At 74.6% G+C, this 23,546-nt stretch carries 19 protein-coding genes, 1 tRNA gene and 1 pseudogene; 8 read left to right on the forward strand and 13 right to left on the reverse strand.

Annotation, left to right across the window (positions count from 1 at the left end; all coding sequences use genetic code 11):
* Positions 1-59: 59 nt before the first annotated feature.
* The 4 genes from ACZ34W_RS03395 to ACZ34W_RS03410 form a co-directional block, all read right to left on the reverse strand.
* Positions 60-944 carry an NAD(P)-dependent oxidoreductase gene (locus ACZ34W_RS03395; protein WP_465601349.1) on the reverse strand — a complete coding sequence of 295 codons (885 nt, stop codon included), beginning with the start codon at positions 942-944 and terminating at the stop codon, positions 60-62.
* Positions 945-1,089: 145 nt separating this feature from the next.
* A complete protein-coding gene (locus ACZ34W_RS03400) occupies positions 1,090-1,503 on the reverse strand; it encodes a YunG family protein (RefSeq protein ID WP_329488687.1) in 414 nt (137 codons plus the stop codon).
* 43 nt (positions 1,504-1,546) lie between these two features.
* Positions 1,547-1,963, reverse strand: a complete 417-nt coding sequence (locus ACZ34W_RS03405; RefSeq protein WP_465601874.1) for a PPOX class F420-dependent oxidoreductase — start codon at positions 1,961-1,963, stop codon at positions 1,547-1,549.
* Positions 1,964-2,189: 226 nt separating this feature from the next.
* The gene (locus ACZ34W_RS03410; protein WP_465601352.1) at positions 2,190-2,750 is read right to left on the reverse strand and encodes a GlcG/HbpS family heme-binding protein; all 561 of its coding nucleotides are present in this window, start codon (positions 2,748-2,750) and stop codon (positions 2,190-2,192) included.
* A gap of 381 nt (positions 2,751-3,131) precedes the next feature.
* Here ACZ34W_RS03410 and ACZ34W_RS03415 point away from each other — a divergent pair, with 381 nt between their 5' ends.
* Positions 3,132-4,400: a sensor histidine kinase gene (locus ACZ34W_RS03415; protein WP_465601876.1), complete on the forward strand. Its 1,269-nt coding sequence runs from the start codon at positions 3,132-3,134 to the stop codon at positions 4,398-4,400.
* Positions 4,397-5,041 carry a response regulator gene (locus tag ACZ34W_RS03420; protein ID WP_465601355.1) on the forward strand — a complete coding sequence of 215 codons (645 nt, stop codon included), beginning with the start codon at positions 4,397-4,399 and terminating at the stop codon, positions 5,039-5,041. Before ACZ34W_RS03415 ends, ACZ34W_RS03420 begins: the two co-directional genes overlap by 4 nt.
* A 565-nt stretch (positions 5,042-5,606) precedes the next feature.
* Here the strand turns inward: ACZ34W_RS03420 and ACZ34W_RS03425 are convergent.
* Positions 5,607-6,179: a hypothetical protein gene (locus tag ACZ34W_RS03425; protein ID WP_465601358.1), complete on the reverse strand. Its 573-nt coding sequence runs from the start codon at positions 6,177-6,179 to the stop codon at positions 5,607-5,609.
* Between the two features lie 363 nt (positions 6,180-6,542).
* Here ACZ34W_RS03425 and ACZ34W_RS03430 point away from each other — a divergent pair, with 363 nt between their 5' ends.
* The 3 genes from ACZ34W_RS03430 to ACZ34W_RS03440 all read left to right on the forward strand — a co-directional run bounded on the left by ACZ34W_RS03430 (position 6,543) and on the right by ACZ34W_RS03440 (position 9,561).
* Complete coding sequence (locus ACZ34W_RS03430) at positions 6,543-7,235, forward strand: NAD(P)-dependent oxidoreductase (protein WP_329488692.1); 693 nt, start codon at positions 6,543-6,545, stop codon at positions 7,233-7,235.
* 103 nt (positions 7,236-7,338) lie between these two features.
* Positions 7,339-8,226, forward strand: coding sequence for an RNA polymerase sigma factor SigJ (sigJ, locus tag ACZ34W_RS03435; RefSeq protein WP_329488694.1), 888 nt, complete (start codon positions 7,339-7,341; stop codon positions 8,224-8,226).
* Between the two features lie 207 nt (positions 8,227-8,433).
* Complete coding sequence (locus ACZ34W_RS03440) at positions 8,434-9,561, forward strand: nucleotide disphospho-sugar-binding domain-containing protein (protein ID WP_329488695.1); 1,128 nt, start codon at positions 8,434-8,436, stop codon at positions 9,559-9,561.
* 128 nt (positions 9,562-9,689) lie between these two features.
* Here ACZ34W_RS03440 and ACZ34W_RS03445 read toward each other — a convergent pair whose 3' ends face one another.
* Positions 9,690-12,203 carry an FtsX-like permease family protein gene (locus ACZ34W_RS03445; protein WP_465601362.1) on the reverse strand — a complete coding sequence of 838 codons (2,514 nt, stop codon included), beginning with the start codon at positions 12,201-12,203 and terminating at the stop codon, positions 9,690-9,692.
* Complete coding sequence (locus ACZ34W_RS03450) at positions 12,200-12,934, reverse strand: ABC transporter ATP-binding protein (protein ID WP_465601366.1); 735 nt, start codon at positions 12,932-12,934, stop codon at positions 12,200-12,202. The genes ACZ34W_RS03445 and ACZ34W_RS03450 overlap by 4 nt, the downstream gene beginning before the upstream one ends.
* Positions 12,935-13,019: 85 nt before the next feature.
* Here ACZ34W_RS03450 and ACZ34W_RS03455 point away from each other — a divergent pair, with 85 nt between their 5' ends.
* On the forward strand, positions 13,020-13,628 hold the full coding sequence (locus ACZ34W_RS03455) for a response regulator transcription factor (RefSeq protein ID WP_329488698.1): 609 nt from the start codon (positions 13,020-13,022) through the stop codon (positions 13,626-13,628).
* Positions 13,629-13,697: 69 nt separating this feature from the next.
* Here the strand turns inward: ACZ34W_RS03455 and ACZ34W_RS03460 are convergent, their stop codons facing one another.
* On the reverse strand, positions 13,698-15,743 hold the full coding sequence (locus ACZ34W_RS03460) for a histidine kinase (RefSeq protein ID WP_465601370.1): 2,046 nt from the start codon (positions 15,741-15,743) through the stop codon (positions 13,698-13,700).
* Between the two features lie 193 nt (positions 15,744-15,936).
* Positions 15,937-16,007 (reverse strand) — tRNA-Gly (locus ACZ34W_RS03465).
* Positions 16,008-16,286: 279 nt separating this feature from the next.
* Here ACZ34W_RS03465 and ACZ34W_RS03470 point away from each other — a divergent pair.
* Complete coding sequence (locus ACZ34W_RS03470) at positions 16,287-16,508, forward strand: hypothetical protein (protein WP_329488707.1); 222 nt, start codon at positions 16,287-16,289, stop codon at positions 16,506-16,508.
* Positions 16,509-16,579: 71 nt separating this feature from the next.
* A complete protein-coding gene (gene dcd / locus ACZ34W_RS03475) occupies positions 16,580-17,155 on the forward strand; it encodes a dCTP deaminase (protein ID WP_329488708.1) in 576 nt (191 codons plus the stop codon).
* A 91-nt stretch (positions 17,156-17,246) separates the two neighbouring features.
* On the opposite strand, the gene ACZ34W_RS03480 is transcribed toward dcd, so the two are convergent.
* The 4 genes and pseudogenes from ACZ34W_RS03480 to ACZ34W_RS03495 form a co-directional block, all read right to left on the reverse strand.
* Complete coding sequence (locus ACZ34W_RS03480) at positions 17,247-18,137, reverse strand: alanyl-tRNA editing protein (RefSeq protein WP_465601374.1); 891 nt, start codon at positions 18,135-18,137, stop codon at positions 17,247-17,249.
* Positions 18,138-18,410: 273 nt separating this feature from the next.
* Positions 18,411-19,436, reverse strand: a complete 1,026-nt coding sequence (locus ACZ34W_RS03485) for a Yip1 family protein (protein ID WP_465601377.1) — start codon at positions 19,434-19,436, stop codon at positions 18,411-18,413.
* A 196-nt stretch (positions 19,437-19,632) separates the two neighbouring features.
* Positions 19,633-20,706 (reverse strand): annotated as a pseudogene (manB, locus tag ACZ34W_RS03490) (mannose-1-phosphate guanylyltransferase); the annotation flags it as partial.
* Between the two features lie 389 nt (positions 20,707-21,095).
* On the reverse strand, positions 21,096-23,321 hold the full coding sequence (locus ACZ34W_RS03495; protein WP_329488711.1) for a (Fe-S)-binding protein: 2,226 nt from the start codon (positions 23,319-23,321) through the stop codon (positions 21,096-21,098).
* Positions 23,322-23,546 lie beyond the last annotated feature (225 nt).

Genomic DNA, 23,546 nt, shown 5'->3' on the forward strand with positions numbered 1-23,546 from the left:
GTGCGGATGGCGACAGAAGGCCCGAGCGTACGACAGCCCTCCGACGGGCCCGGCGGCGACTACTCCGGCAGGCCCGCCCGGCGGCGGGCGACGGCCGCGACGGCCGCCCAGTCCTTCTCGCCGTCGCCGTGCGCCAGGGCGTCGAGGAAGGCGTCCCGCAGCACGCTGCCGAAGGGCAGCGGCACGTGCGCCGCGGCGCCGGCGGTCAGCGCGAGATCGACGTCCTTGAGACCCAGCGGCAGCTTGAAACCGGCCGGTTCGTACCGGCGCTCGGCGACCATCGCCCCGTAACCGGAGTAGACCGGCCCGGGGAAGAGCGTGGCGGTGAGCATCTCGACCAGATCGGTCGGGCGGACGCCGTTGGCCTCGGCCAGGCTGCACGCCTCGGCCATCGACTCGATCGCGCAGGCCAGCAGGAAGTTCGCGCTGATCTTGGCGGTGTTGGCCTGGCGCGGGTGCTCGCCGAAGTGCCACGTCCGCCGCCCCATCGCGGCGAGCAGCGGTTCGGCCAGGGCGAGCGCCGCCGGGGCCCCGGCGGCCAGGATGTTCAGCTCGCCGGCCGCCGCCACCGGGGGCCGGCCGAGGACCGGCGCGGCGACGTAGCCGATGCCGTGCTCGGCGTGCAGGGCCTCGGCCCGCTCCGCGAGCGCCACCGAGACCGTGGCCATGTTGACGTGCAGGGTGGCCCGGGCGCCGGCCAGCAGGGCCGGATCGAGCAGCAGCCGCTCGAACGCGGCGTCGTCGGCGAGCATGGAGACCACCGCCTCGGCGGTGAACGCACCGGCCGGCCCGTCGGCCGCCTCGGCGCCCCGGTCGACCAGCGCGGCCACCGGCCCGGGCGAGCGGTTCCAGACCCGCACCCGGTACCCGGCCCGCAGCAGGCTGGCAGCCATGCCCTGCCCCATCGCGCCGAGCCCCACGAAGCCGACCGTCGTCACTGCCATCGCCCACTCCCGTCGTCGCCGCCCGGCGGACCGCGCCACGGACCGCCGGGCCGGAGCCACCGGTACGGCGGGCCGGTCCGACGGAGCCGTCGGACCACGATCCATGCCGCCCCGACTGTACGTCAGCCCGCCGCCCCGGCCGTGCTCAGGCGCACGCGTGCTCCGGCAGCCGGGCCCGGCCCGACTCCAGTTCGGCGACGACCCGGTGGCGCAGCAGTTCGTACTGGGCCTGGAGCCGGCCCGGGCGCTGCGGGCGGGCGACCGGCCGGCCGGGGCCGACCCGCTCGTCGGGGCCGAACTGCTCGCGGGTGAGGTCGATCTCGAAGCCGGTCGCGAACCGGTTCCACCAGTGCAGGTCCGTCCGGACACCGCCGACGTGCACCTCGCCCATCATGAGCTCGCCGCCGAGCAGGTCGTGCAGGACCATCGCGGTGACCCCGCACTGGCCGCGGGCGGGATTGTCGGGATGCCAGTGGGCCAGGTCCTCGGGCGCACAGGTGTCGACACCCCAGGAGGAGCGGATCGCACGTTCGATGTCGTTGAGGGTCCACGCCGTCATAGCGGGAAGCCTGCCACGCCCCACTGACAGCGGCACAGGCTTTTCAGTGGGCCACCCCGTGTTCTGCGGTGACCTTCTCGATCTTCACCCGTACGAGCAGCTCGCCGGGGGCGCCGTTACGGGCGCCGTACTGCTCGGCGAGTTCCTCGCCCATGTACCGGGCGGCGATCCGGGTGGCCCAGTCGCGCACCTCGGGCAGATCGTCGCTCAGCCGGGCGGTGCCCTGGACGAGGGCGTAGGAGAAGGGCGGCCGGTCGTCGTCCACGCAGAGCATCACCCGGCCGTCGCGGGCCAGCGTGCGGCCCTTCACCGTGCCGGCGCCGGTGTTGAACACGATCTCGTCGCCGTCCAGCAGGAACCAGACCGGCGCGACGTGCGGGCGGCCGTCGGCCCGGGTGGTGGCGATCTTGGCGGTACGGGTGCCGGCGGCGAGGAAGGCGCGCCACTCGGTCTCGGTCATGTGAGGCATGCGCCCATCCTGGCCGCTGCGGCGCTCCGGCGCACCGGGTTCCCGGGGTGACCGGGTGCCCGGGTTCCCGGGGTGACCGGGGCGGATGCGCCGGGCGCGGGCGGGCGGCGGCGCAGCGGCGGGCGGGCGGCGCGCGGGCATGCCGGCGCACCGGAGCGGTCGGGGGTCCGCTCCGGTGCACCGCGTCGCCGGCGGGCGCCCGCGCGCCCGCCGGGCGCTACTTGCCGAGCGCCGCGACGCCCGCCTGGGCGAACTGCTCGTCCAGGTCGCCGCTGGGCGCGCCCGCGACGCCGATGCCCGCGATCGGCGCGCCCTTGGCCTGCACCGGGGTGCCGCCGGCCAGGAACAGCGTGCCCGGGATGTCCTTGAGGTTCGGCGCCTGCGCCAGCCGCTTGGCCAGCTCGGAGGTCGGCGCGTTCCAGGAGACCGCCGTGAACGCCTTGCGCTCGGCGGACTCCGGCGACTGCGGGCCGGCGCCGTCACCCTTGAGCAGCACCCGGGTGATGCCGTCGCGGTCCACCACCGCGACCGTGACGTGCTGACCGGCCTTGGTGGCCGCGTCCAGGGTGGCCTGGGCGGCCTTGGTGGCGGCCTCGATGGTCAGGCCGGTGGTCTGGGTGAGGTTCTTGTTCTGGGTGTCGGCCTTCACCGCAGCGGCGGCGGCCGGGGCCTCGGTGGTGTCCGCACTGGCCGAGACGGCGCCGACGGTGGCGGCGGCCAGCGCGGCGGCGGCGACGGTACCGGTCAGCACACGGGTACGCAGGGAGGTCTTCTTCATGGTCGGGCTCCTCGTCGGATCGGTCGGTGCCACGGCCGGGATCTGGGGGCCAGGTCGGGCTCGGCGGCTTCGGTACCGATCCTCCGGCCGCCGGGCCCCCGGGCGCATCGACGGTCCGGCGGCCGCTCGCGCGCAGGATGGAGGACGGTCCCGTCAACCGATCGGCTGATGCGCGGCCCGGTCGGACGGGTCACCATCGAGGGATCGGACCAGGTCAGCGCGGTGGGCCGGAGTGCCGACCGCAGAGAGCCGCCCGCAGAGGGGCGACCGCAGAGTGGAAGGAGCCGCCCCGTGCCGCAGGACCGTCCCGCCGGCGGCGAACCGGCCACCGGTGCCACCGCCCCGGCCACCGCGGGCCCGGCGGCAGCCCCCGACCCGGCGATCCCGGCGAACCCGCCCGACCCGGCGGACCTTTCCGGCCCCGGGGCCGACAATCCGGACGACGGCCGGCTGGCCGTCCTGCTCGACTCCGCCTTCCTGCTGCTGCTCGCCACCTCGCTCAGCCGCTACCTCAGCCACCACCCCGGCAACCCCCGCATCCCCTGGGTGATCGGCCTCGGCCTCGCCCTGGCCGTCGCCCAGCCGGTCGGCTCCTGGCTGGCCCACCGCCGCCCGCCCGCCCCCGGGCGCCGGCGCAGGCTCTGGCCGCTGGCCCTGGTGGTCGCCCTCTGGGTCGTCCTGGTGCTGGTCGCGCCGAGCTTCGCCTGGTGCGCCGTCCCGCTGGTCTACACCGCCCTGCGCACGCTGCCCGCCCGGGCGGCGATCCCGCTGGTGGCCGCGCTGACCCTGCTGGTGGTGATCGGCGAGGTCCGGCTGCCGGGCGGGGTGGACGCCAACCTGGTGCTGCTGCCGCCGGCCGTGGCGGCGCTCGCCACCGCCGTCTTCCTGTACATGGAACGGCAGGCCGAGCGGCAGCGGGCGCTGATCGCGGACCTCGTCCGCACCCGGCGAGAACTCGCCGCCACCGAGCGCCGGGAGGGCACTCTGGCCGAGCGCGAACGGCTGGCCATGGAGATCCACGACACCCTGGCGCAGGGGCTGTCCAGCCAGCAGATGCTGCTGCAGGCCGCCGACCGCACCTGGGAGGCCGATCCGGCGACCGCCCGCGCCCATGTCCGGACCGCCGCCGAGGTGGCGGCCCGCAACCTCGCGGAGGCCCGCCGCTTCGTCCACGACCTCGCGCCCGCCGAACTCGCCGACGGGCGCACCCTCGACCAGGCGCTGCGCTCGCTCGCCGAGCGGGAGTCCGCCGAGAGCGGGCTGCCGGTCCGGTTCCACCTGGACGGCGCCCCGGTGCCGCTGCCCGCCGCCGCGCAGTCCGCGCTGCTGCGGATCGCCCAGGGCGCGCTGGCCAACGTCCGGGAGCACGCCGGGGCCTCGGCCGCCGCGCTGACCCTGTCCTTCCTCGGCGACCAGGCCGTCCTGGACGTCGCCGACGACGGCCGGGGGTTCCGGCCCGCCCGGCCGGGCGGCGGCTCCGGCGCGCCGGAGCCCGGCAGCGGCGGGCGCGGGCACGGTCTGCCCGCGATGCGGGCGCGGCTGCGCCAGCTCGGTGGCACGCTGACCGTCGAGAGCACCCCCGGCGAGGGCACCGTCGTCTCCGCCGCGATCCCGCTGGAGCCCCGACGAACCCCCCTGGAGCCCCGATGAGCACCGCCCCCTCGACCCCGCCGGTGCGGCTGCTGGTCTGCGACGACCACGCCGTGGTCCGGGCCGGCCTGCTGGCGCTGCTGGCCAGCGCCGGTGACATCGAGGTGGTCGGCGAGGCGAGCACCGGCGAGGAGGCGGTCGCCCTGGCCGGTGCGCTGGCGCCGCAGGTCGTGCTGATGGACCTCCAGCTCGGCGAGGGCATCGACGGCGTCGAGGCCACCCGGCGGATCACCGCCGCACCGGGCGCGCCGCACGTCCTGGTCCTCACCACCTACGACACCGACGCCGACATCACCCGGGCGATCGGGGCGGGCGCCACCGGCTACCTGCTGAAGGCCGAGCGGCCCGAGGAGCTGTTCGCGGCGGTGCACGCGGCCGCGCGCGGGCGGACCGTGCTGTCGCCGCCGGTCGCCTCCCGGGTGATGGCTCAGATGCGTTCCCCCCTACCGCAGTTGACCGAGCGCGAGCAGGAGATCCTGGCCCAGCTCGGACAGGGACTCGGCAACCGGGAGATCGCGCGGGCGCTGTTCATCAGCGAAGCCACCGTGAAGACCCATCTGGGCCGGATCTACGACAAGTTGGGCGTGGACACCCGGGCCGGCGCGGTGGCCGTGGCCAAGGAGCGCCGGTTGCTGCGCTGAGCGCCCGGCCGGTGCCACTGCGTGCCCGTCCCGCCCCGGAGTGTCGGATTCCGCGCCCCCGGGAGCCACGCCCCCGAGTGTCGGATTCCGGGCCCCGGGAGCCACGCCCCGACCCGCCGTTCGCCCGGACGGGTGAGGCCGGAGACCCGTGACCACCCTCCTCCGACACCGTTTCCTTACGTACCCGGAGCACCCGCGCCGGAGTCGGCACGCCCCGGCACCCGGCCGATGACGGCGCACCGCCCACCTGCGTCCCACCCTCGGCCCGCCCTCGGGCCGCCCTCGGGCCACCCGAACACGCCCGCCGGAATGTGGATGTTTCGTGGAACTCTCTATTGACAAACCAACCACTCGGTTTGTTAGCGTGGAGATCAACGACGCCTCCGGTGGTGGGGCCTCGCCGGGGTCTGTGCGAACCATCCTCGCCGGAGGGTGGCTGCCAGGGGGGGTGCGGCGGGGGACCGGAGAGTCGGGGGGTACGGCGCGCCGATGCCGTGTGCGGAGAAGGCGCGGAGCGAGTCCGGGGGGACTCGCTCCGCGCCTTCTCAACACCCACCGGCCCAGGTCAGCCCAGGGCGCTCCAGAACGGACAGCGGATCTCCGGCAGTGTCGCCGATCCGCCCACCGCGTACGGGACTTCGGGACCGCCGGGCGCGCCCCGCACCGGCTCCGAACGGGCCACCCCCGGCGAGGTCGCGGTCAGCCGGGCCTCGCCCAGGACACCGAACTCCAGCGCCAGCCGGTAGCCGTCCGGCGTGACCGCCGCGACTCCGGGCAGCTCGCGACAGGCGTTCACCGAGGTGATGGTCCAGCCGCGTCGCCGCCACCCCGCCTCCACCATGGCCGGTAACTCGCCCCGCCGGGCGCCCGAGATGATCGTGACGATGTCCCGGCCGCGGCCGACGTACCACTGGACACCGCCGTCGGCCGGTCCGCAGCCGGGCGGCGGCAACCGCGCACCTGCACAGGGTGCGGCGTACCGCCAGGACAGGGCCGGCCGGACGGCGTCCAGCGTCCGCTGCAACAGCCACTCACAGCGTTCGCCGGCGGCCACCTGGTCCACAACCGTCCGCGCGGGCCGCGCGAACGGCCCGGCGGGCTCCGGGCACCGGGGACCGGCCGGGTTCTCGACGTTCACTTCGGTTCCACTTCCACCTGACTGCACCGGGCCCTCCGCGCTTCTCCCGGTGTTCGGCCCGGGAAGGGATTGCGTCACTCCGTGGACGGCGCGCCGAACCGGCACAGTTCCCCGCCCCGCCCGACACACCGGACCGGCCCGGTCGACCGCCCTGCCCGGCCGCGCCGAACCGACACCGGACACCTCGTGGTCTTCGAGCAGTCCGAGGCCTTCACCACCACGGTCCGCACCTCCTCGCCGCCGCGTGACCCGGCAGTGACGTGCGTCACATTCACGGCCGCCGTCGTCACATTCCCGGCGCCCGATCCGCTCAGAGGGTGTCGCGAACGAACGCCACCCCTCACAGACAGGAGGCAGCCGCAGATGAAGCTCACCATCCTCGCCGCCACCGGCGGCATCGGACGACACCTGCTCACCCAGGCCGTCGCGGCCGGCCACGACGTCACCGTCGTGGTCCGCACCCCGGCCAGGCTGGCCGACCCGGCCGGGAGCGGCCGCGCCCCGGCCGGCGTCCGGGTCGTCCGCGCCGATCTGGCCGTCGCCGAACCGGCCGAACTGCAGTCCGCGGTCGCCGGCTCGGACGCCGTCCTCTCCGGCCTCGGCGCCCGCTCCAGCGCCGAGGCCGGTGTCGCCTGGCGAGGCACCCGGGCGGTCATCACCGCGATGCGCGAGGTGGGCGCCCGGCGCCTGATCGTGGTCAGCGCGGCCCCGATCGGCGCCGTCCCCTCCCCCGCCCGCCCGCGGCCGCCCCGGCACGACCCGGGCGACGGCTTCTTCATGCGCCACCTCGCCGCCCCGCTCACCCGGGCGGCCCTGCGCACGCACTACGCCGACCTGGCCCGGATGGAGGACGAGATCCGCGCCGGCGGGCTGGACTGGACGATCGTCCGCCCGCCCCGGCTCACCGACCGTCCGCTCACCCGGGACTACCGGACGGCGTACGGGCGCAACCTCCGCCGCGGCCTGTCGGTCGCCCGCGCCGATGTCGCCCACTGCATGCTCGGCCTGGTCGACCGGCCCGATTCGGTCCACCGGACCGTCGGCATCGCCGACTGACCGGGGCCCCACCCCTGTTCCCGACCCATCGTCAGACCCCCCGGCCGAACCCGCCGACCGCTCCGGCCGGCGGGGCCCACGACGGATTGCGACGGCGCGCCCGATGAACGACAACGACTCCCTGGCCCGGCGGTTCGAGCAGCACCGCCCCCATCTGCGGTCGGTGGCCTACCGGATGCTCGGCTCCCTGAGCGAGGCAGAGGACGCCGTCCAGGAGACCTGGTTCCGGCTCAGCCGCTCCGACGCCTCCCGCGTCGACAACCTGCCCGGCTGGCTGACCACCGTCGTAGGCCGGGTCTGCCTGGACCTGCTCCGCTCCCGCACCGCCCGGCGCGAGGCCCCGCTGGACACCCATGTGCCCGACCCGGTGATCACCCGCGCGGACACCGCCGACCCCGAACAGGCCGCGCTGCTGGCCGACTCGGTGGGCCTGGCCATGCTGGTGGTGCTGGACACCCTGCCGCCGGCCGAACGGCTCGCCTTCGTCCTGCACGACATGTTCGCGGTGCCGTTCGAGGAGCTCGCCCCGATCGTCGACCGCACCCCGGCCGCCACCCGACAGCTCGCCAGCCGAGCCCGCCGCCGGGTCCGGGGCGCGGCCGCCCCGGAGACCGACCTCACCCGCCAGCGGGTCGTCGTCGACGCCTTCCTCGCGGCCTCCCGCAGCGGTGACTTCGACGCCCTGGTCGCCCTGCTCGACCCGGACATCACCCTGCGCGCCGACGTCGGCGCCACCGGGGCCGGCGGCTTCCCCGGCATCCAGCACCTCGTCCACGGCGCGCCCGCCGTCGCCCGGCAGGCGCTGCTCTTCCGCGGCCTGGCACCCTTCGCCCGCCCGGCCCTGATCAACGGCGCGCTCGGCCTGGTCACCGCCCCCGACGGGCGGCTCTTCTCCGTCCTGGCGCTGACCGTCGTGAACGACCGCATCACCGAGATCAACCTGCTCGCCGACCCCGACCGCCTTCGCGACCTCCCCGTCCCGCCGCTCTGAGCGGGGCCACCGGAGGAAGAGCAGGAGCAGGAGAAGCAGCAGGAAAGGCAGCAGCACACTTCACCTTCGCCCGCAAGACCCGTGACAGAACGTCCGATAATCGATCCTGCCGGGAACAGGAACTGATCGGTCGTCAGTTCACGGAGAGAGCGGGCCCACTCGTACCGCCAGCCCCGTTCGACCCGAATGAACGACCAGGAGACGATCGTGCGCATACTCTTCACCGGCCCGGCCGCGCCCAGCCACCTCTTCCCGATGGTGCCGACCGCGCAGGCCCTGCGCGCAGCCGGACACGAGGTCCTGTTCGCCAGCCCGAAGCCGATGGACCAGCTCCGGCAGGCCGGCTTCCCGATAGCCGAGATCGGCGACGGCCGGCCACTCCGGGAGGCCTTCGAGGAGGCCACCGGCGAGGAGGCCCGGTACTCCAGGCCGGACCTGGACCAGGACCAGATCTTCGACATGGCCGCCGCCGCCTTCGCCCACGCCTCCCGCTCCACCGTGGACGACCTGCTCGCCGTCGCCGGCGCGTGGGAGCCCGACCTGCTGATCCACGACTCCTGCCTGGCCTCCGCCCAGCTGGTCGCGGCCAAGCTCAAGATCCCGGCGGCGCTCCAGAACTTCGGCCTCACCTCCGGCCTCGACCTGGCCGGCCGGCTGGCCACCCACTTCACCGACGTCTACGAGGCGCACGGCGTGGCCGGCCCCGCCGAGACCACCCCGCTGGACATCGTCCCGGCCTCGCTCGGCGGCGACGGGGGCGGTCTGCGGATGCGCTACCTCCCCTACAACGGCGGCGGTGTCGTCCCCGGCGACCTGCTGCGCCGCGGCACCCGGCCGAGGGTCGCCGTCACCCTGGGCACCGTGGTCGCCGAGATGGACGGCGTGCACGCCATCAGCCGGCTGATCGAGGCCGCCGCCGGGGTCGACGCCGAGTTCCTGCTCGCCGTCGGCGAGGCCGACCTCAGCCACCTCGGTCCGCTCCCGGCCAACGTCCGCCCGCTGCCCTGGGTCCCGCTCGCGGAGCTGCTGCGCGTCTGCGACGCCGTGGTCCACCACGGCGGCTCCGGCAGCACGCTCACCGGTCTGCAGGCCGGCGTGCCCCAGCTGCTCCTCCCCCAGGGCGCCGACAACTTCGCCGTCGCCGACATCCTCACCGCCACCGGAGCCGCCCTGCGCTCGGCCTCGGCCGACGTCGACACCGCCCTGCTCACCCGCCTCGTCGAGGACCCGGCGCTGCGCGACGCCGCCGCCCGCCTCCGGGCCGACAACGAGGCCCTCCCCACCCCGGCCGCCCTCGTCCCCGACATCGAGGCCCTCGCCGCCGCCCCGCGCTGACCCGGCCCACCCCGCGGGGACGCCGCAGCCGCAGGTCGGGTGACCTGCGGCTGCGGCGTCCCCGGGCGTCCCCGAAGGTCCCGCCGTACCGGGCGTCCGCTCGGGGCCGACCACTCGCGGCCGCCCGCTCAGGCCGCCCGCTCCCCGGCCCGCAGCGCGACCCGGGCCGGGAGCCAGGTGCCCACCGCGGCGAGCGCGGCCGCGCCGGCGACGACGATCACGAGCTGCCCCACCGGCACGGCGACCCCGGCCGTCCCCCGGGTGATGCCCCGGGCGTAGGTGGTGAGCACCGCGAAGGCGATCCCGAGTCCGAGCACGGTGGCGATCACGACGGAGGCCGCGGTCTCCCAGCCGAGCATCCGGCGGACCTGCCGGCGGGTGGTCCCGATCAGCCGCAGCGCGGTGAACTCCTGGCGGCGGTCGGTGATGCTCATCGCGAGGGTGTTGAGGACGGCGATCGCCACGAAGGCGATGATCAGGCCGAGCGTGACGTAGCCGATCTGGGCGCTCACCCGGTTGCCCGCGGACTGCGCGGCGGCGCGGTCCAGGACGCCGATGCCGGGCTCGGCCCGCAGCGCCGAGGCCAGCGCCTCCCGGGAGACCCCCTCGCCCCGGACCAGCAGGTTGTCGTCGAGCGGGACGTCGACGTGCGCGGCGACCGGGCCGTGCGCCAGCGTCAGGTCACCGAAGCCCAGGCCCCGGGCGTACAGGGCGACGACGGTGACCTCGGCCGGGGTGCCGTCGGCGAGGGTGAGCCGGACCCGCTGGCCGAGCCGGTAGCCCAGCCCGTCCGCGGCCGCCGCCGTGCCGTCGGCCAGCGCGCCGAGATCGCCCGCGGTCACCGCGAGGTCCAGGGTGTCGGTCAGCCGCTCGGGCGTGACCGCCTGCACGCTGCGCCTGGTCAGGCCGTCGCGGACCTGGGTGTGCAGCACCCGGGTCACCGTCCGCACGCCGGGGACGGCGGCGACCGAGGCGGCGGCGGAGGCGGGGACGCGCGGCCCGACCACGAAGTCGGCCACGCTGCCGCGGTCGCGCTGCGCACCCGCAGCGCCGTCCACGGTGGTCTGGGTGAACAGGATGGTGCAGGCCATCGCGACCAGCAGGGTCAGCGGCGTGACCACCGAGGCCAGCCGGTGCGCGGCGGCCCGCAGGTTGTGGGCGGCGAGGTAGCCGCCGACCCGGGACGCCCGCAGCGGCAGGCCCAGCACCGCGACCCCGGCCCGGGCCACCAGCGGGCCGAGCAGGGACAGCGCCGTGCACCAGAGCAGGACGGCGACGAAGCAGGCCGGGGTGGAGGCCTGGTCCGAGTGCAGCACGGTGAGCACGGCGGTGAGCACGACGGAGCCCGCGGCCGCGACGACGCCGAGGACGATCCGCGCCCAGCCCGGCCGGGGCGGCTTGATCTCGGCCTCGCCGAGGGCCTCCACCGGCTTGATCGCGGTGGCCCGCCGGGCCGAGATCCGGGCGGCGCCCCAGCCGGCCAGCAGGGTGGCGCCGGCGGCGGCGATCGCGGGGAACGGGGAGAGCACCACGGGGAGGTTCGCGGGGATCACGTCCAGGGCGACGAACCGGTCCCGGAGCCAACTGCCCAGCGGCAGGCCGGCGGCGGCGCCCAGCACCCCGGCGGCCAGCCCCACCGCGAGCGCCTCGCCGCCGAGCATCTTGCGGACCTGTCGCCCGGTCGCGGCGACGGCGCGCAGCACCGCGATCTCGCGCTGGCGCTGCTGGATCGAGAGGCCGAAGGTGCCGACCACGACCAGCAGGGCGACCAGCAGGGAGGTGCCGCCCAGCACACCGCCCATGCTGACCAGTCGGACCTGGGCGTTGGCGGCGTCGGGGAACTCCACCGGTCCGCGGTCGTCGCCGGTCCGGGCGAGGGCGACCGGGGCGACCTGCGTACCGGTGGTGGTGGTGGTGGCGGTAGTGCTACCGGCCTGGGTGCTCCGGAGCAGGGCCGCGACGTCGGCGGCGGCCGACGGCGCCGCCGGGAACACGCCGATCGCGCTGAACAGGCCGTCGTGGCCGGCCAGCTGCCGGGCCCGCTCGGGGGCGAAGAACACCCCGGCCTGGGCGTCGAAGACCTGGGCGGTGACGCCGACGACCCGCACGGTCAGCGTCTCCCCGGCGGTGCGGGCCCGCACGGTGGAGCCGACGGCGAGGTGGGTCCGGGCGGCCGTGCCGGCGTCCAGCACGACCTCGTCGGCGGCCGACGGCGCGGCCCCCGAGGCCAGGGTCAGGCCGGCCAGCGGCGCGGACTCCCAGCCGTGGCCCCAGGAGTTCGCCGTGGGGCCGCCGGGCAGCAGCACCGGGAACGTCACCTCGCTGCTGACGGACCGCACCGAGGGCAGCGCCGCGATCCGGTCGGCGAGCGCGGCGGGCACCCAGGCCCGGCCGGCGATCGGCTTGGCCTTCTCCTTGACCTTCCCCTTGCCCTTGTTCTGGACCTGGTGGACGTTCTGGTCCCCGGCGACCACGATCGGCGCGGCCGCGTAGCGCTCCGGCCGGACGCCGCCGAGCAGCCCGGTGGCCAGCAGCGTCCCGCAGCCGCAGACCAGCGCGGCGGCGCAGAACAGGGCGACGAAGGCCCCGGCGAATCCGGCCTTGCGGTGCCGGAGGGTGGCTACGGCGAAGCTGAACATCATCGGTCCCACGCTCCCAGGCGGATCATGCGGTCGGCGACCTTGGCGGCGGTCGGCGCGGACATCGTGTCGGCGACCCGGCCGTCGGCCAGGAAGAGCACCTCGTCGGCGTAGGAGGCGGCGACCGGGTCGTGGGTGACCATGACGATGGTCTGGCCGAGCTCCTCGACGGTCTGCCGGAGCAGGGTCAGGACTTCGCGGGCGGTCATGGTGTCCAGGGCGCCGGTGGGCTCGTCGGCGAAGAGCACCTCGGGGTCCGAGATCAGCGCCCGGGCGATGGCGACGCGCTGCTGCTGGCCGCCGGAGAGCTGGCCCGGGCGGTGTCCGGTCCGCTCCCGCAGCCCCACCCGCCCGACCAGCGCGGACAGCCTGGCGGCGTCGGCACGGCGGCCCGCCAGGCGCAGCGGCAGCGTGATGTTCTGCTCGACGGTCAGCGACGGGACGAGGTTGAACGACTGGAACACGAACCCCGCGCGCTCCCGGCGCAGTTCGGTCAGCTTGGTCTCACTGAGCCGCGACAGGTCGGTATCCCCCAGCCGGACCGTCCCGGAGCTCGGCCGGTCCAGCCCGGCCGCGCAGTGCAGGAAGGTGCTCTTGCCCGAACCGGAGGGCCCCATCACCGCGGTGAAGCCGCCCTTGGGCAGCCGCACCGTCACCTCGCGCAGCGCGGCGACCGCGCCCCGCCCCTTGCCGTACACCTTGCTCACGGCTTCCAACGTGATCGCTTCGCTCATGCCTCCAGCCTGCCGAGCCGCGAACTCCCGGCCCAGGGACCGGATCACGAGCGACCCGTGACATCGTCACGGGTAGGGTCGTCGCATGATCAGACTCCTGCTGGCGGAGGACCAGCACGTGGTGCGCGGCGCGCTGGTGGCACTGCTGGAGCTGGAGCCCGACCTGGAGGTCGTCGCCCAGGCCGGCTCGGCCGACGACGTGGTGCCGCGCGCCCTCGTCGCCCTGCCCGACGTCGCGGTGCTCGACATCGAGATGCCCGGGCGCACCGACGGTCTCCAGGCAGCCGCGGCACTGAAGGAGAAGGTGCCGAACTGCCGTACCCTGATGCTCACTTCGAACGGCCGCCCCGGACTGCTCCGCCGCGCCCTGGACGCCAAGGTCGACGGCTTCCTGCTGAAGACCGCCCCGCCGGAGGAACTGGTGGCGGCGATCCGGCAGGTGGCCGGCGGCGGCCGGGTGCTCGACCGGGGGCTCGCCGTCGCGGCCTGGGACCTCGCGGACAACCCGCTGACACCGCGGGAGAACGACGTCCTGCGGGAGCTGGCCGAGGGCGCCGAGCCGCCGGAGATCGCGGCGCGGCTGCACCTGTCGACGGGGACGGTCCGCAATGTGCTGACCGCGGTCGTCGGCAAGCTCAACGCCCGCAACCGGACCGACGCGGTACGCATCGCGCGTGAGGCGGGCTGGCTGTAGCCGCCGCGCCCGCCCGCCGCCGGCGCTCCGGGCGTGAGCCCGCGGTGAACGCCCCACGCAGCAACGGCCTCAGCCCGCGGGCACCTCGGCGCGCAGCAGGTACCAGCCGTCGTCCGGACCGGCCGCCAGGGTGCCGCCGATCGCGGCGAGGCGGACGGTCAGCCCGCCGATCCCGGAGCCGGGCGCGCTGACGCCGTCCGGCGCCCCGTCGTTCTCCACATCCAGCCGCACCGCGTCCCCGGCCACCGAGGTGGCGATGCGCGCGTGGCGGGCGGCGCTGTGCCGCAGGATGTTGGTGACCGCCTCCCGGAGGACCACGCTCAGCACGGCGCCGGCCGCCGGCGGCACCGGGACGTCGTCGACCTCCACCGTGATCGCCGCCGCCTCCAGCACCCCGGCGGCCGAGGCGAGTTCGGCCTCGAAGGACAACCGGGGGCCGTCGCTCACCACCGTCCGCAGTTCGGTCTCGCCGCGTTCGGCCAGCCGCACGATGTCCCGCAGCTCGGCCCGGCCGCGGTCGGCGTCCGTGGCCGCCAGCCGCCGGGCCAGCTCGGCCTTGAGCAGGATCGCGGTCAGTCCGTGGCCGAGCAGGTCGTGCAGGTCACGGGCGGCGCGCAGGCGCTCGGTCACCACCGCGGCGCGGGCCAGCCCCGCCCCCGCCCGCTGGAGCTCCCGCACCAGCCGGGCCAGCCGCAGGACGCCGTAGACCACGACGCAGGTGATCAGGGCGTCGACGACGGCGAGCAGCACGGGCACCGGCCCGCCGCCGGTGAGCACACCGCCGGCCACCGCCGCCGCGACGGCGAGGGCCGCGCCGGCCCGGAGCGGCAGGGCGAACAGCAGCGCACCCGCGAGGATGCCGACCGCGCCGATCCAGTTCCGCCCGGACCAGGGCAGCGGAACGAGGGCGATCACCGCCGAGGCGAGCAGCACGAGCCGGGCGTGGCGCGGCGAGTCCCGGGTCGCGAAGCGGATCTGGAGCAGGCAGAAGACCAGCAGGCAGGGTGCCCCGAGCGCGAGCAGCGGCACCGGGACGAGCAGCACGGCCTTGACGAAGAAGGTGCCCAGGACGAGGAGGTACAGGCCGAGCACGGTCCGCAGCTCGGGCGGGTCGGCCGCGTCCGCCGGCGCGGGCGTGGCCGCGACCGCCGCCTCGACGGCGAAGCGCCCGTCCGGCTCCAGACCGGCCGTCAGCCGACCGCCGACCTCGCGGACCCGGTCGGCTAGGCCGTCGAGCAGATCGGCGCCGAGCGCGGCCGTCGGCACGCCGTCACTGACCACCCGCAGCACCACCTGCCCGGCCCGCTCCCCGGTGACGATCTCGCACCGCCGCGCGTCACCGACCCGCACCACCGCCGTGACCGCCTCACGCAGCACCGCCGCCAGCACCGTCCCGGCCGGCCCGAGCGGCTCCGAGTGCCCGACCCGCAGGTCCGCGGAGATGCCCGCGGACGCCAGCAGCGCCCGGGCGCTCGCCGCCTCGGGGGCCAGCGACAGGCTGCGCAGCTCCGCCGCCGTGGCCCGGGTCGCCGCCAAGGTCCGCCGCGCCGCGCCGATGAGGTCCGCCAGGACGCCCGGATCGTCCCGGAGCGCCAGAGCGCGGACCTCCTTCAACCCCTCGGCGAGCCCGCTCCGCAGCCCGGTCGCGATCCGCAGCCGCTCGGCGGTCACCGCGGCCGCCGCCAGCGTGAGCCGGGCCGCGTGCACCCGCGCCGCGAACAGCGCGAGCGTGGTGACGGCGTACAGCATCACGCCGCCGATCGCGACGATGAGCGTCATGTCGACGGCGTCCCGCACACTGCCCGACCGCACCAGCTCGATCAGGGCCGCGGAGGCGCCGAACAGCGGCACCAGCACCCGGCGCCGTTCCAGCAGCAACGAGGCGGCCGGGAGACAGAGCAACCCGACCGACACCCCGAACCCCAGCACCGCGACATACCCGACGGCCAGCTCCACCGCCGTCCCGACCGCCGGCGGCACCACCCCCAGCACCTGCCGCACCGCCGACGAACTGTGCCGCAGCTGCACCACCACCAGCACGACGCACGCCACGACCACGGCCACCCCGGCCCCCGGTTCCCCCGGAACCCGCGCCAGCCCCTTCAACAGGTGCACCGAAGCCACCGCGGCAGCCGCCGCCCCCACCAGCCCCCGCGCCGGCCACCCCGCCCGCGCCCCCACATCCACCCCCGCCACCCGGCGCATGCTACGCGGAACCCGATCAAGCGGCGCCCCGGACCCCACCCCCGAATCCGCCCCGAAAAACAGCGAAACCGCAGATCCGAAGACCTGCGGTTTCGCCATGAAGAGCGGGCGACGAGAATCGAACTCGCGCTATAAGCTTGGGAAGCTCATGTTCTACCATTAAACTACGCCCGCCTGATGAGCCGTCAGAGACCGCTCGATCTGCGCCCACTGTACCCCATCCGTGACGCCCGTTGCACAGGTGGCCCGGGGTCGTGGCGGAGCCGCCGGGGGCGGGGGTGGAGGCGTACTGTGTGGGCCGCGTGAGAGTGCTCCGGCGGGTGGGTTCCGGGGCGGCGAGCCATCCTGCGGAATGTCCGGAACATCCCCTAATGTGACGCTGTCCCGACGGCTCGGCCGTTCGGGGTGCGATGAGTACGGGTGAGTACCGGGGTAAGGATGGGAAGGGGACCGATGGAGCAGCGCGCCGTCGTTCGTTGTGCCGAGGGGCACCTGTTCAGCACCACCACGTTCCCGATGCAGAACCTCGGGCCGGGCCGGCTGGGGCCCGGGCGGCTGATCCGCTGCCCGCAGTGCGGACGGATGCGCAGTTCGGTGCTGGCCGACGTACGGGAGCTGTCCGCGCCGCAACTGGCCCGGGCGATGCGGCTGGAGGCCGCGGAGTTCCTCGCCTGAGGGCGGGTACCAGGACGGACGGGGCCCCGGACGATTCGTCCGGGGCCCCGTCGTGCACGTAACCTCGGAGCGTGCTGCTCTCTGACAAGGACATTCGGGCCGAGATCGACAAGGGCCGGGTCGTGATCGACCCGTTCGACCCCGCGATGATCCAGCCGTCCAGTATCGATGTGCGACTGGACCGCTTCTTCCGGGTGTTCGAGAACCACCGGTATCCCCACATCGACCCCTCCGAGGAGCAGCCGGACCTGACCCGGCTGGTCGAGCCGGAGGGCGACGACGCGTTCATCCTGCACCCCGGCGAGTTCGTGCTGGCGTCGACCTACGAGGTCATCTCGCTGCCGGACGACGTGGCCTCGCGGCTGGAGGGCAAGTCCAGCCTGGGCCGGCTCGGCCTGCTGACGCACTCCACGGCCGGCTTCATCGACCCCGGCTTCAGCGGGCACGTGACGCTGGAGCTGTCGAACGTCGCGACCCTGCCGATCAAGCTCTACCCGGGGATGAAGATCGGGCAGCTCTGCCTGTTCCGCCTCTCCTCGCCGTCGGAGCACCCGTACGGCTCGGCGCGGTACGGCTCGCGCTACCAGGGCCAGCGCGGCCCGACGCCGTCCCGGTCCTACCTGAACTTCCACCGCACGGACATCTGAGCCCGGACGGTCCCGAGCACACCGAGCGCACGCACAGCGGGCGGCCACCCCTCCGTCGAGGGGTGGCCGCCCGCGGCGTTCCCGGTGGTGCTCAGACCCGCTCGGGGCGGGTGACGGCGACCAGCTCGCTGCCGTCCCCGGAGAGCCGCAGCTCGGTGCGGAGCGCCGCCAGCTCGCCGAGGTGGTGCAGGTGCGTGCCGCCGCAGAAGATCTGCGCGGCGCCCTCGGGCAGCTCGCAGTGCCACTGGCGGCGGGCGGTCAGCTCGGGGCCGGGGACGTCGATGCGGACCGGCGCGTCGGCGGCGACCCAGGCGGCCAGCTGCCGGTTGACCGCCTCGGTGAGGTCGGGCAGGGCGTCGGCGAGGGCCGGGAACTCGTCGGTCGCCTCGGCGGTGAAGCCCTTCTTGCGCAGCGACTTGCCGAGCCGGTAGGTGTCGGTGCTCGCCTCGGTGTCCATCACGGAGCTCGCCATCGCGAGGCTGTCGAAGTCCGGGTTGCCGAAGGCGTCGGCGCGGCCCGGGTCCTTGCGCCAGCGCGGCGCGAGGGCCGCGTTCAGGGCGAGCGCGAGCAGGTGGCAGCCGCTGTGCGAGGCGGAGAGGGCGGCGCGCCGGCCCGGGTCGACGGCGAGCGTCGCGGTCTTGCCGACGAGGCCGTCCGGGGCGTTCTCGACCACGTGCAGGACCAGCCAGGACCACTCCTCGTCACCGCGCCGGACCGGGATGTCGGCGCCGACCAGCGGCGCGCCGCCGTCCGGGCCCACCGCACCGGTCAGGCAGTCGACGACGGCCAGTTCGGTGCCGTCCACGGTCAGGGTGCCGAGGTCGGCCGGCTGGTCGGGCCAGGTGTGGTCGAGCGGGTGGAACGGCGTCGCCGCGGTGACGACCGCGTGGCGGCCGCCGTCCAGCGGGTGCACCGCGAGCACCGGGGACTCGCCGGTCACCGCCCCGGCCGGGAAGCTGACGTGGGTGGTGGGGAGGGTCATGCCTGGCTCCGTGCGCGTGAGGGTGGTGGACGTGAGGGTGGTGGAAGCGGAACGGGCCCCGCAGGCGGGGCCCGTCGACCATTCTCCCCCGGGCCCGCGCCGCGCGTTCCCCGGTTCCTCGGCCGGGAACGGACCGGCCGACCGGCTCCGGACGGGCAGGCCGACCGACCGGGAACGGGCGGGCCGACCGACCCCGGAACGGGCAGGCCGGCCAGCCCCGGAGCGGACAGGTCGACCGGCCCAGGGGGACAGCCAGGGTGGACAGGGGGCTGATCAGCCCAGGGTGGGCAGCTTGATCAGCACCAGCAGCGCCAGCAGCTGGAGCGCGGCGGCGCCGGCCGCCTTGCCCCACGGCAGGTCGTGCACCCGGCGGACCATCGTGGTCAGCAGGACGGCGCAGAACAGCCAGGTGGCCCAGCCGACGACCTGGACGACGAGGTTGTCGGACGGCAGCACGAGCGGCAGCAGCAGCCGGGGCGCGTCCGTCGTCCAGCCGATCAGCACGGCGAGGCCGACCGTCGACTTCCACGGGCCGTCCCCGCCGAACTGGCGGGCCAGCGCGTAGGTGACCGTGCCGAGCGTGGCGCCGGCCACGGTGAAGCCGATCGCGGCGACGACCATCGCGGTGAGCGCGCTGGTGAAGGTCGAGTTGACCACGTCGTCGTGGGTCAGGCCGATGCCCAGCACGGCCAGCGCGCCGTACAGCAGCGAGACGGTGAGCGCGGGCAGCCAGACCTGGTGGTCGCGGGTGCGGTCGAAGGTGGCCGTCGGGTTGCGGAAGATCCCGATCAGCAGCTCGCGCCAGCGCGGGCGCGGGCCGGTGGCGTGCGGGGCGGCCTGGCCGCCGGCCCGGTACACCGCGACGTTGTCCGGCTGACCGTCCTGGCCGTAGCCGTAGGCCTGGTCGTAGCCCTGGTCGTGCCCTTGGTCGTAGCCCTGGCCATAACCCTGCCCGTAGCCCTGCTCGTACCCCTGCGGGTACGGCTGCTGCCCGTACTCCGCCGGGTACCCCTGCTGCGGGTACGGCTCGCCCGCGTACGGGTCGCCGCCGGTCGGGAAGGCCCGGGTGTGCCCGGGCTGGTCGGCCGCGTACGGGTCGTACCCGCCGGCCTGGGGACCGCCGTGCCCGCCGGGGGACGGCGCCCCCGGCCGCGGTGCCGTTCCCCGGTGCGGAGCGGTGAAGTACTCCGGACCGTCCGCCTGCCCGTACCCCCCGGGCGCCCCCGCCGAGGGGGGAGGAGCCGACCACCCGCCACGGGGGTCGGCGCCCTGACCGCTGTCGTATCGATTACCAGCCACGCTCCGAAGGTACCCGTCCGGCCGACTCCGTGTCGGTCGGGCACCGAGCCGGAGCCGGTTTGCAGCGAGCCTGTGACGACGGTGCCCCGGGCGGGGCCCGGGGCGCCGTGTCGGGCGGGTCCTACCGCTGCGCGCTCACGGCCGGCGCGTGCACCGCCGCGGCCGCCGAGGCACCGGCCGGGCAGCCGCCCGGGCCGGCCGAGGTGCGGACGGCGCCGACCGGCAGCAGCGTGCCGCACGCCACCCGGATGCCGTTCGGCAGCTCGTTGTCCGACTCGACGATCGCGCCGTCGCCGATCACCGCGCCGTCGAGCGCCGTCCGGTCGCCGACGGTCGCGTACGCGCCCACGATCGAGTCCTTGACCAGGGTGTCCGGGCCGATGGACGCGCCGGGCAGGATCACGCTGCCCTCGACGATCGCGCCGGCCTCGATCACCGCGCCCGCGGAGACCACGGTCCCGCCGCTCAGCACGGCGCCGGGGTGCACGGTGGCACCGGGCAGCAGCAGGGCGTCACCGGTGGGGCCGGGGACGGCCGGGGAGTCGACCTTGCCGAGGACCAGGTCGGCCGAGCCGCGGACGAAGGCCGCCGGCGTCCCGAGGTCCAGCCAGTACGAGGTGTCGACCACACCGCGCAGCAGCGCGCCGGTGGCCAGCAGCTCGGGGAAGGTCTCGCGCTCGACGGAGACCTCGCGCCCGGCCGGGATCCGGTCGATCACCGAGCGGGTGAAGACGTAGCAGCCGGCGTTGATCTGGTCGGTGACGATCTGCTCGGGCGTCTCCGGCTTCTCCAGGAACTCCAGCACCCGCCCGTCCTCGTCGGTCGGGACGAGCCCGAAGGCGCGCGGGTCCTCGACCCGGGTGAGGTGCAGCGTGACGTCGGCCCCGGCGGCCACGTGGCCGTCGCGCAGGGCCGCGATGTCGACGCCGGACAGGATGTCCCCGTTGAAGATCAGGACCGGCTCGTCGGGGCCGCAGGTCAGCCCGGAGGCCGCGTTGCGGATCGCGCCACCGGTGCCGAGCGGCTCCCGCTCGGTCAGGTAGACCAGCTCGATGCCGTACGGCGTCCCGTCCTGGAAGTGGTCCTCGAAGACCTCGGCCAGGTAGGAGGTGGCGAGCACCACGCGGGTCACCCCGGCCGCGGCCGCGCGGGCCAGCTGGTGCGCGATGAACGGGACGCCCGCCACGGGCAGCATGGGCTTGGGGGTGTGGGTGGTCAGCGGACGCAGTCGCGTGCCCTTACCACCGACCAGCATGATCGCCTCGGTCATGGTCTGCGCTGTTCCCCTTGTGGTCTCCGCGGCCCGGCCCGGCGGGCCGATACCTCCGTCAGTGGTCTGGAAACCCGTCCGGACGGCCGGCACGGGTCGACCGGCACAGAGCCGGTCCGGCGCCTACTGTATTTCCTTCCGACCCGGGCCCGGTCGGGCGGGCGGGCGGTTGGCGTCCCGCCCACCGCGCGGCGCTCCGGAGAACGCCGCGCCAAGTCCGGTGGAAAACCGGGTGCGAGCCGCACCGGAGCCCGGCGAAAAGCCCGGCCCGGCGGGCGCTCGTCGCACCCACCGGGCCGGGCAGTTGTAGCAGAACTGTCGAACAGCCGGGCGGTCGTGGCCCGGGCCGACCGCCCTCGGGCCGGAGGCACCGGGCCGACCGTCACCGGTCAGGCGTCGACGGTCTCCGCCGGCTCCGCCGGCTCGGCCGGCGGCAGTGCCTTCACCGAGTCGAGCAGCAGCTGGGCGACGTCGACCACCTTCAGGTGCTCCTTGGCCGCGCCCTCGTTCTTCTTCCCGTTGACCGAGTCGGAGAGCATCACCAGGCAGAACGGGCAGGCGGTGGAGACGATGTCGGGGTTGAGCGACAGCGCCTCGTCCACGCGCTCGGTGTTGATCCGCTTGCCGATGCGCTCCTCCATCCACATCCGCGCGCCACCGGCGCCGCAGCAGAAGCCGCGCTCCTTGTGGCGGTGCATCTCCTGCTGGCGCAGACCGGGGACCTTGTCCATGATCTCGCGCGGCGGGCTGTAGACCTTGTTGTGCCGGCCCAGGTAGCAGGGGTCGTGGTAGGTGATCAGGCCCTCGACCGGGTTCACCGGGACGAGCTTGCCCTCGTCGATCAGGTGCTGCAGCAGCTGGGTGTGGTGGATGACCTCGAAGTGGCCGCCCAGCTGCGGGTACTCGTTGGCGATGGTGTTGAAGCAGTGCGGGCAGGTGGCGACGATCCGCTTCTTCGGAGCGTCCTCCAGCGCCGCGTTCAGGGTCTCGACGTTCTGCGCGCCGAGCATCTGGAAGAGGAACTCGTTGCCCAGGCGGCGGGCGGAGTCACCGGTGCAGGACTCCTCCTTCCCGAGGATCGCGAACTGCACGCCGGCGGTGTGCAGCAGCTCCGCGAAGGCCTTGGTGGTCTTCTTGGCGCGGTCCTCCAGGGCGCCGGCGCAGCCGACCCAGTAGAGGTACTCGACCTCGGCGGGGTCGATGTCCTCACCGATCACCGGCACCTCGATGCCGGTCTCCTTCTTCAGCTCCTTGACCCAGTCCAGGCGGGCCTTGGTGGCCATGCCCCACGGGTTGCCCTTGTTCTCCAGGTTCTTGAGCATCGTCCCGGCCTCGGTCGGGAAGGAGCTCTCGATCATCACCTGGTAGCGGCGCATGTCGACGATGTGGTCGATGTGCTCGATGTCCACCGGGCACTGCTCGACGCAGGCGCCGCAGGTGGTGCAGGACCAGAGCACGTCGGGGTCGATGACCCCGCCCTCCTCGGCGGTGCCGATCAGCGGGCGCTCGGCCTCGGCGAGCGCCTCGGCGGGCACACCGGCCAGCTGCTCGGCGGTGGCGCGCTCCTCGCCTTCCATGTCCTTGCCGCCGCCGGCGAGCAGGTACGGCGCCTTGGCGAAGGCGTGCTCGCGCAGGCTCATGATCAGCAGCTTGGGCGAGAGCGGCTTGCCGGTGTTCCAGGCGGGGCACTGCGACTGGCAGCGGCCGCACTCGGTGCAGGTGGAGAAGTCGAGGATGCCCTTCCAGGAGAAGTGCTCGACCTGGGAGACGCCGAAGACGGCGTCGTCGGCCGGGTCCTCGAAGTCGATCGGGGCGCCGCCGCTGGTCATCGGCCGCAGGGCGCCGAGCGCGGTGCCGCCGTCCTCCTCGCGCTTGAAGTAGATGTTGAAGAACGCGAGGAAGCGGTGCCAGGCCACGCCCATCGAGGGGTTGATGCCGATGGTGATCGCCCACGCGAAGGAGATGCAGATCTTCAGCATCGCGAAGAGGTAGATCAGGTTCTCCAGCGTGCCGTGCGCCAGGCCCTTGAAGGCCAGCACCAGCGGGTAGGAGATCAGGTACTTCGCCTCGTACGAGCCGACGTTCTCCAGCGCGCCCTCCAGGCCGCGCAGGATCATGATGCAGAGGCCGATGCCGAGGATCGTGTACTCGACGTAGAAGGCCTGCCAGGCGATCGAGCCGGCGAACCGGGACTTGCGGCCGGACCGCGACGGCAGGCTGAGCAGCCGGATCACGATCAGGGTCGCGATGCCCAGCGTGGTCAGCGTGCCGACCAGCTCGGTGAAGAGCTCGTACGGCAGCCAGCCGCCGAGCACCGGCAGCACGAACTCGGCGTCGAACAGCTGGAAGAAGGCGGTCAGCAGGGTGAGGCCGAGGGTGAAGAAGCCCACCGCGACGAACCAGTGCGCGATGCCGACGACGCCCCAGCGGTTCATCCTGGTGTGGCCGACGAACTCGACCGCCACGGTCTTCACCCGCTGGGCGGGCACGCCGAATCTGGTGGGGTCGGACTGACCCGTCCGCACCACCCTGAAGATGTACATCGCCGCACGGGCGGCGAGCGCGGTGCCGATCACAAACGTGACCAGCGAGATGACGATCGCTGCTAGCTGCATCGGCTCTCCGTCTCCTGCGGCTTCCTGGTGAGAGTTTCTACGCGTGCGAGTGTACTCGTCGGTAACTTGCCGGGCCGACGGCCCGGACATTACCGCCCGTCAACACTCCTCCAGAAGATGCTCAAGGTATGGCGGCAGTCACGCGAGCCCGGCGCACCACGCCTTCCGGCGGGTCGGCGCGATTTTCAGCTCAGCAAAGTTGAGCCGCTGAGGCTCATAGCTGTT

Source organism: Kitasatospora sp. NPDC022856 (assembly GCF_055561235.1).

Coding starts and splice junctions, on each gene's coding strand:
- ACZ34W_RS03395 (WP_465601349.1), bottom strand. CDS start 944: ATGGCAGTGACGACGGTCGGCTTCGTGGGGCTCGGCGCGATGGGGCAG.
- ACZ34W_RS03400 (WP_329488687.1), bottom strand. CDS start 1,503: ATGACGGCGTGGACCCTCAACGACATCGAACGTGCGATCCGCTCCTCC.
- ACZ34W_RS03405 (WP_465601874.1), bottom strand. CDS start 1,963: ATGACCGAGACCGAGTGGCGCGCCTTCCTCGCCGCCGGCACCCGTACC.
- ACZ34W_RS03410 (WP_465601352.1), bottom strand. CDS start 2,750: ATGAAGAAGACCTCCCTGCGTACCCGTGTGCTGACCGGTACCGTCGCC.
- ACZ34W_RS03420 (WP_465601355.1), top strand. CDS start 4,397: ATGAGCACCGCCCCCTCGACCCCGCCGGTGCGGCTGCTGGTCTGCGAC.
- ACZ34W_RS03430 (WP_329488692.1), top strand. CDS start 6,543: ATGAAGCTCACCATCCTCGCCGCCACCGGCGGCATCGGACGACACCTG.
- sigJ (WP_329488694.1), top strand. CDS start 7,339: ATGAACGACAACGACTCCCTGGCCCGGCGGTTCGAGCAGCACCGCCCC.
- ACZ34W_RS03445 (WP_465601362.1), bottom strand. CDS start 12,203: ATGATGTTCAGCTTCGCCGTAGCCACCCTCCGGCACCGCAAGGCCGGA.
- ACZ34W_RS03450 (WP_465601366.1), bottom strand. CDS start 12,934: ATGAGCGAAGCGATCACGTTGGAAGCCGTGAGCAAGGTGTACGGCAAG.
- ACZ34W_RS03455 (WP_329488698.1), top strand. CDS start 13,020: ATGATCAGACTCCTGCTGGCGGAGGACCAGCACGTGGTGCGCGGCGCG.
- ACZ34W_RS03470 (WP_329488707.1), top strand. CDS start 16,287: ATGGAGCAGCGCGCCGTCGTTCGTTGTGCCGAGGGGCACCTGTTCAGC.
- ACZ34W_RS03480 (WP_465601374.1), bottom strand. CDS start 18,137: ATGACCCTCCCCACCACCCACGTCAGCTTCCCGGCCGGGGCGGTGACC.
- ACZ34W_RS03495 (WP_329488711.1), bottom strand. CDS start 23,321: ATGCAGCTAGCAGCGATCGTCATCTCGCTGGTCACGTTTGTGATCGGC.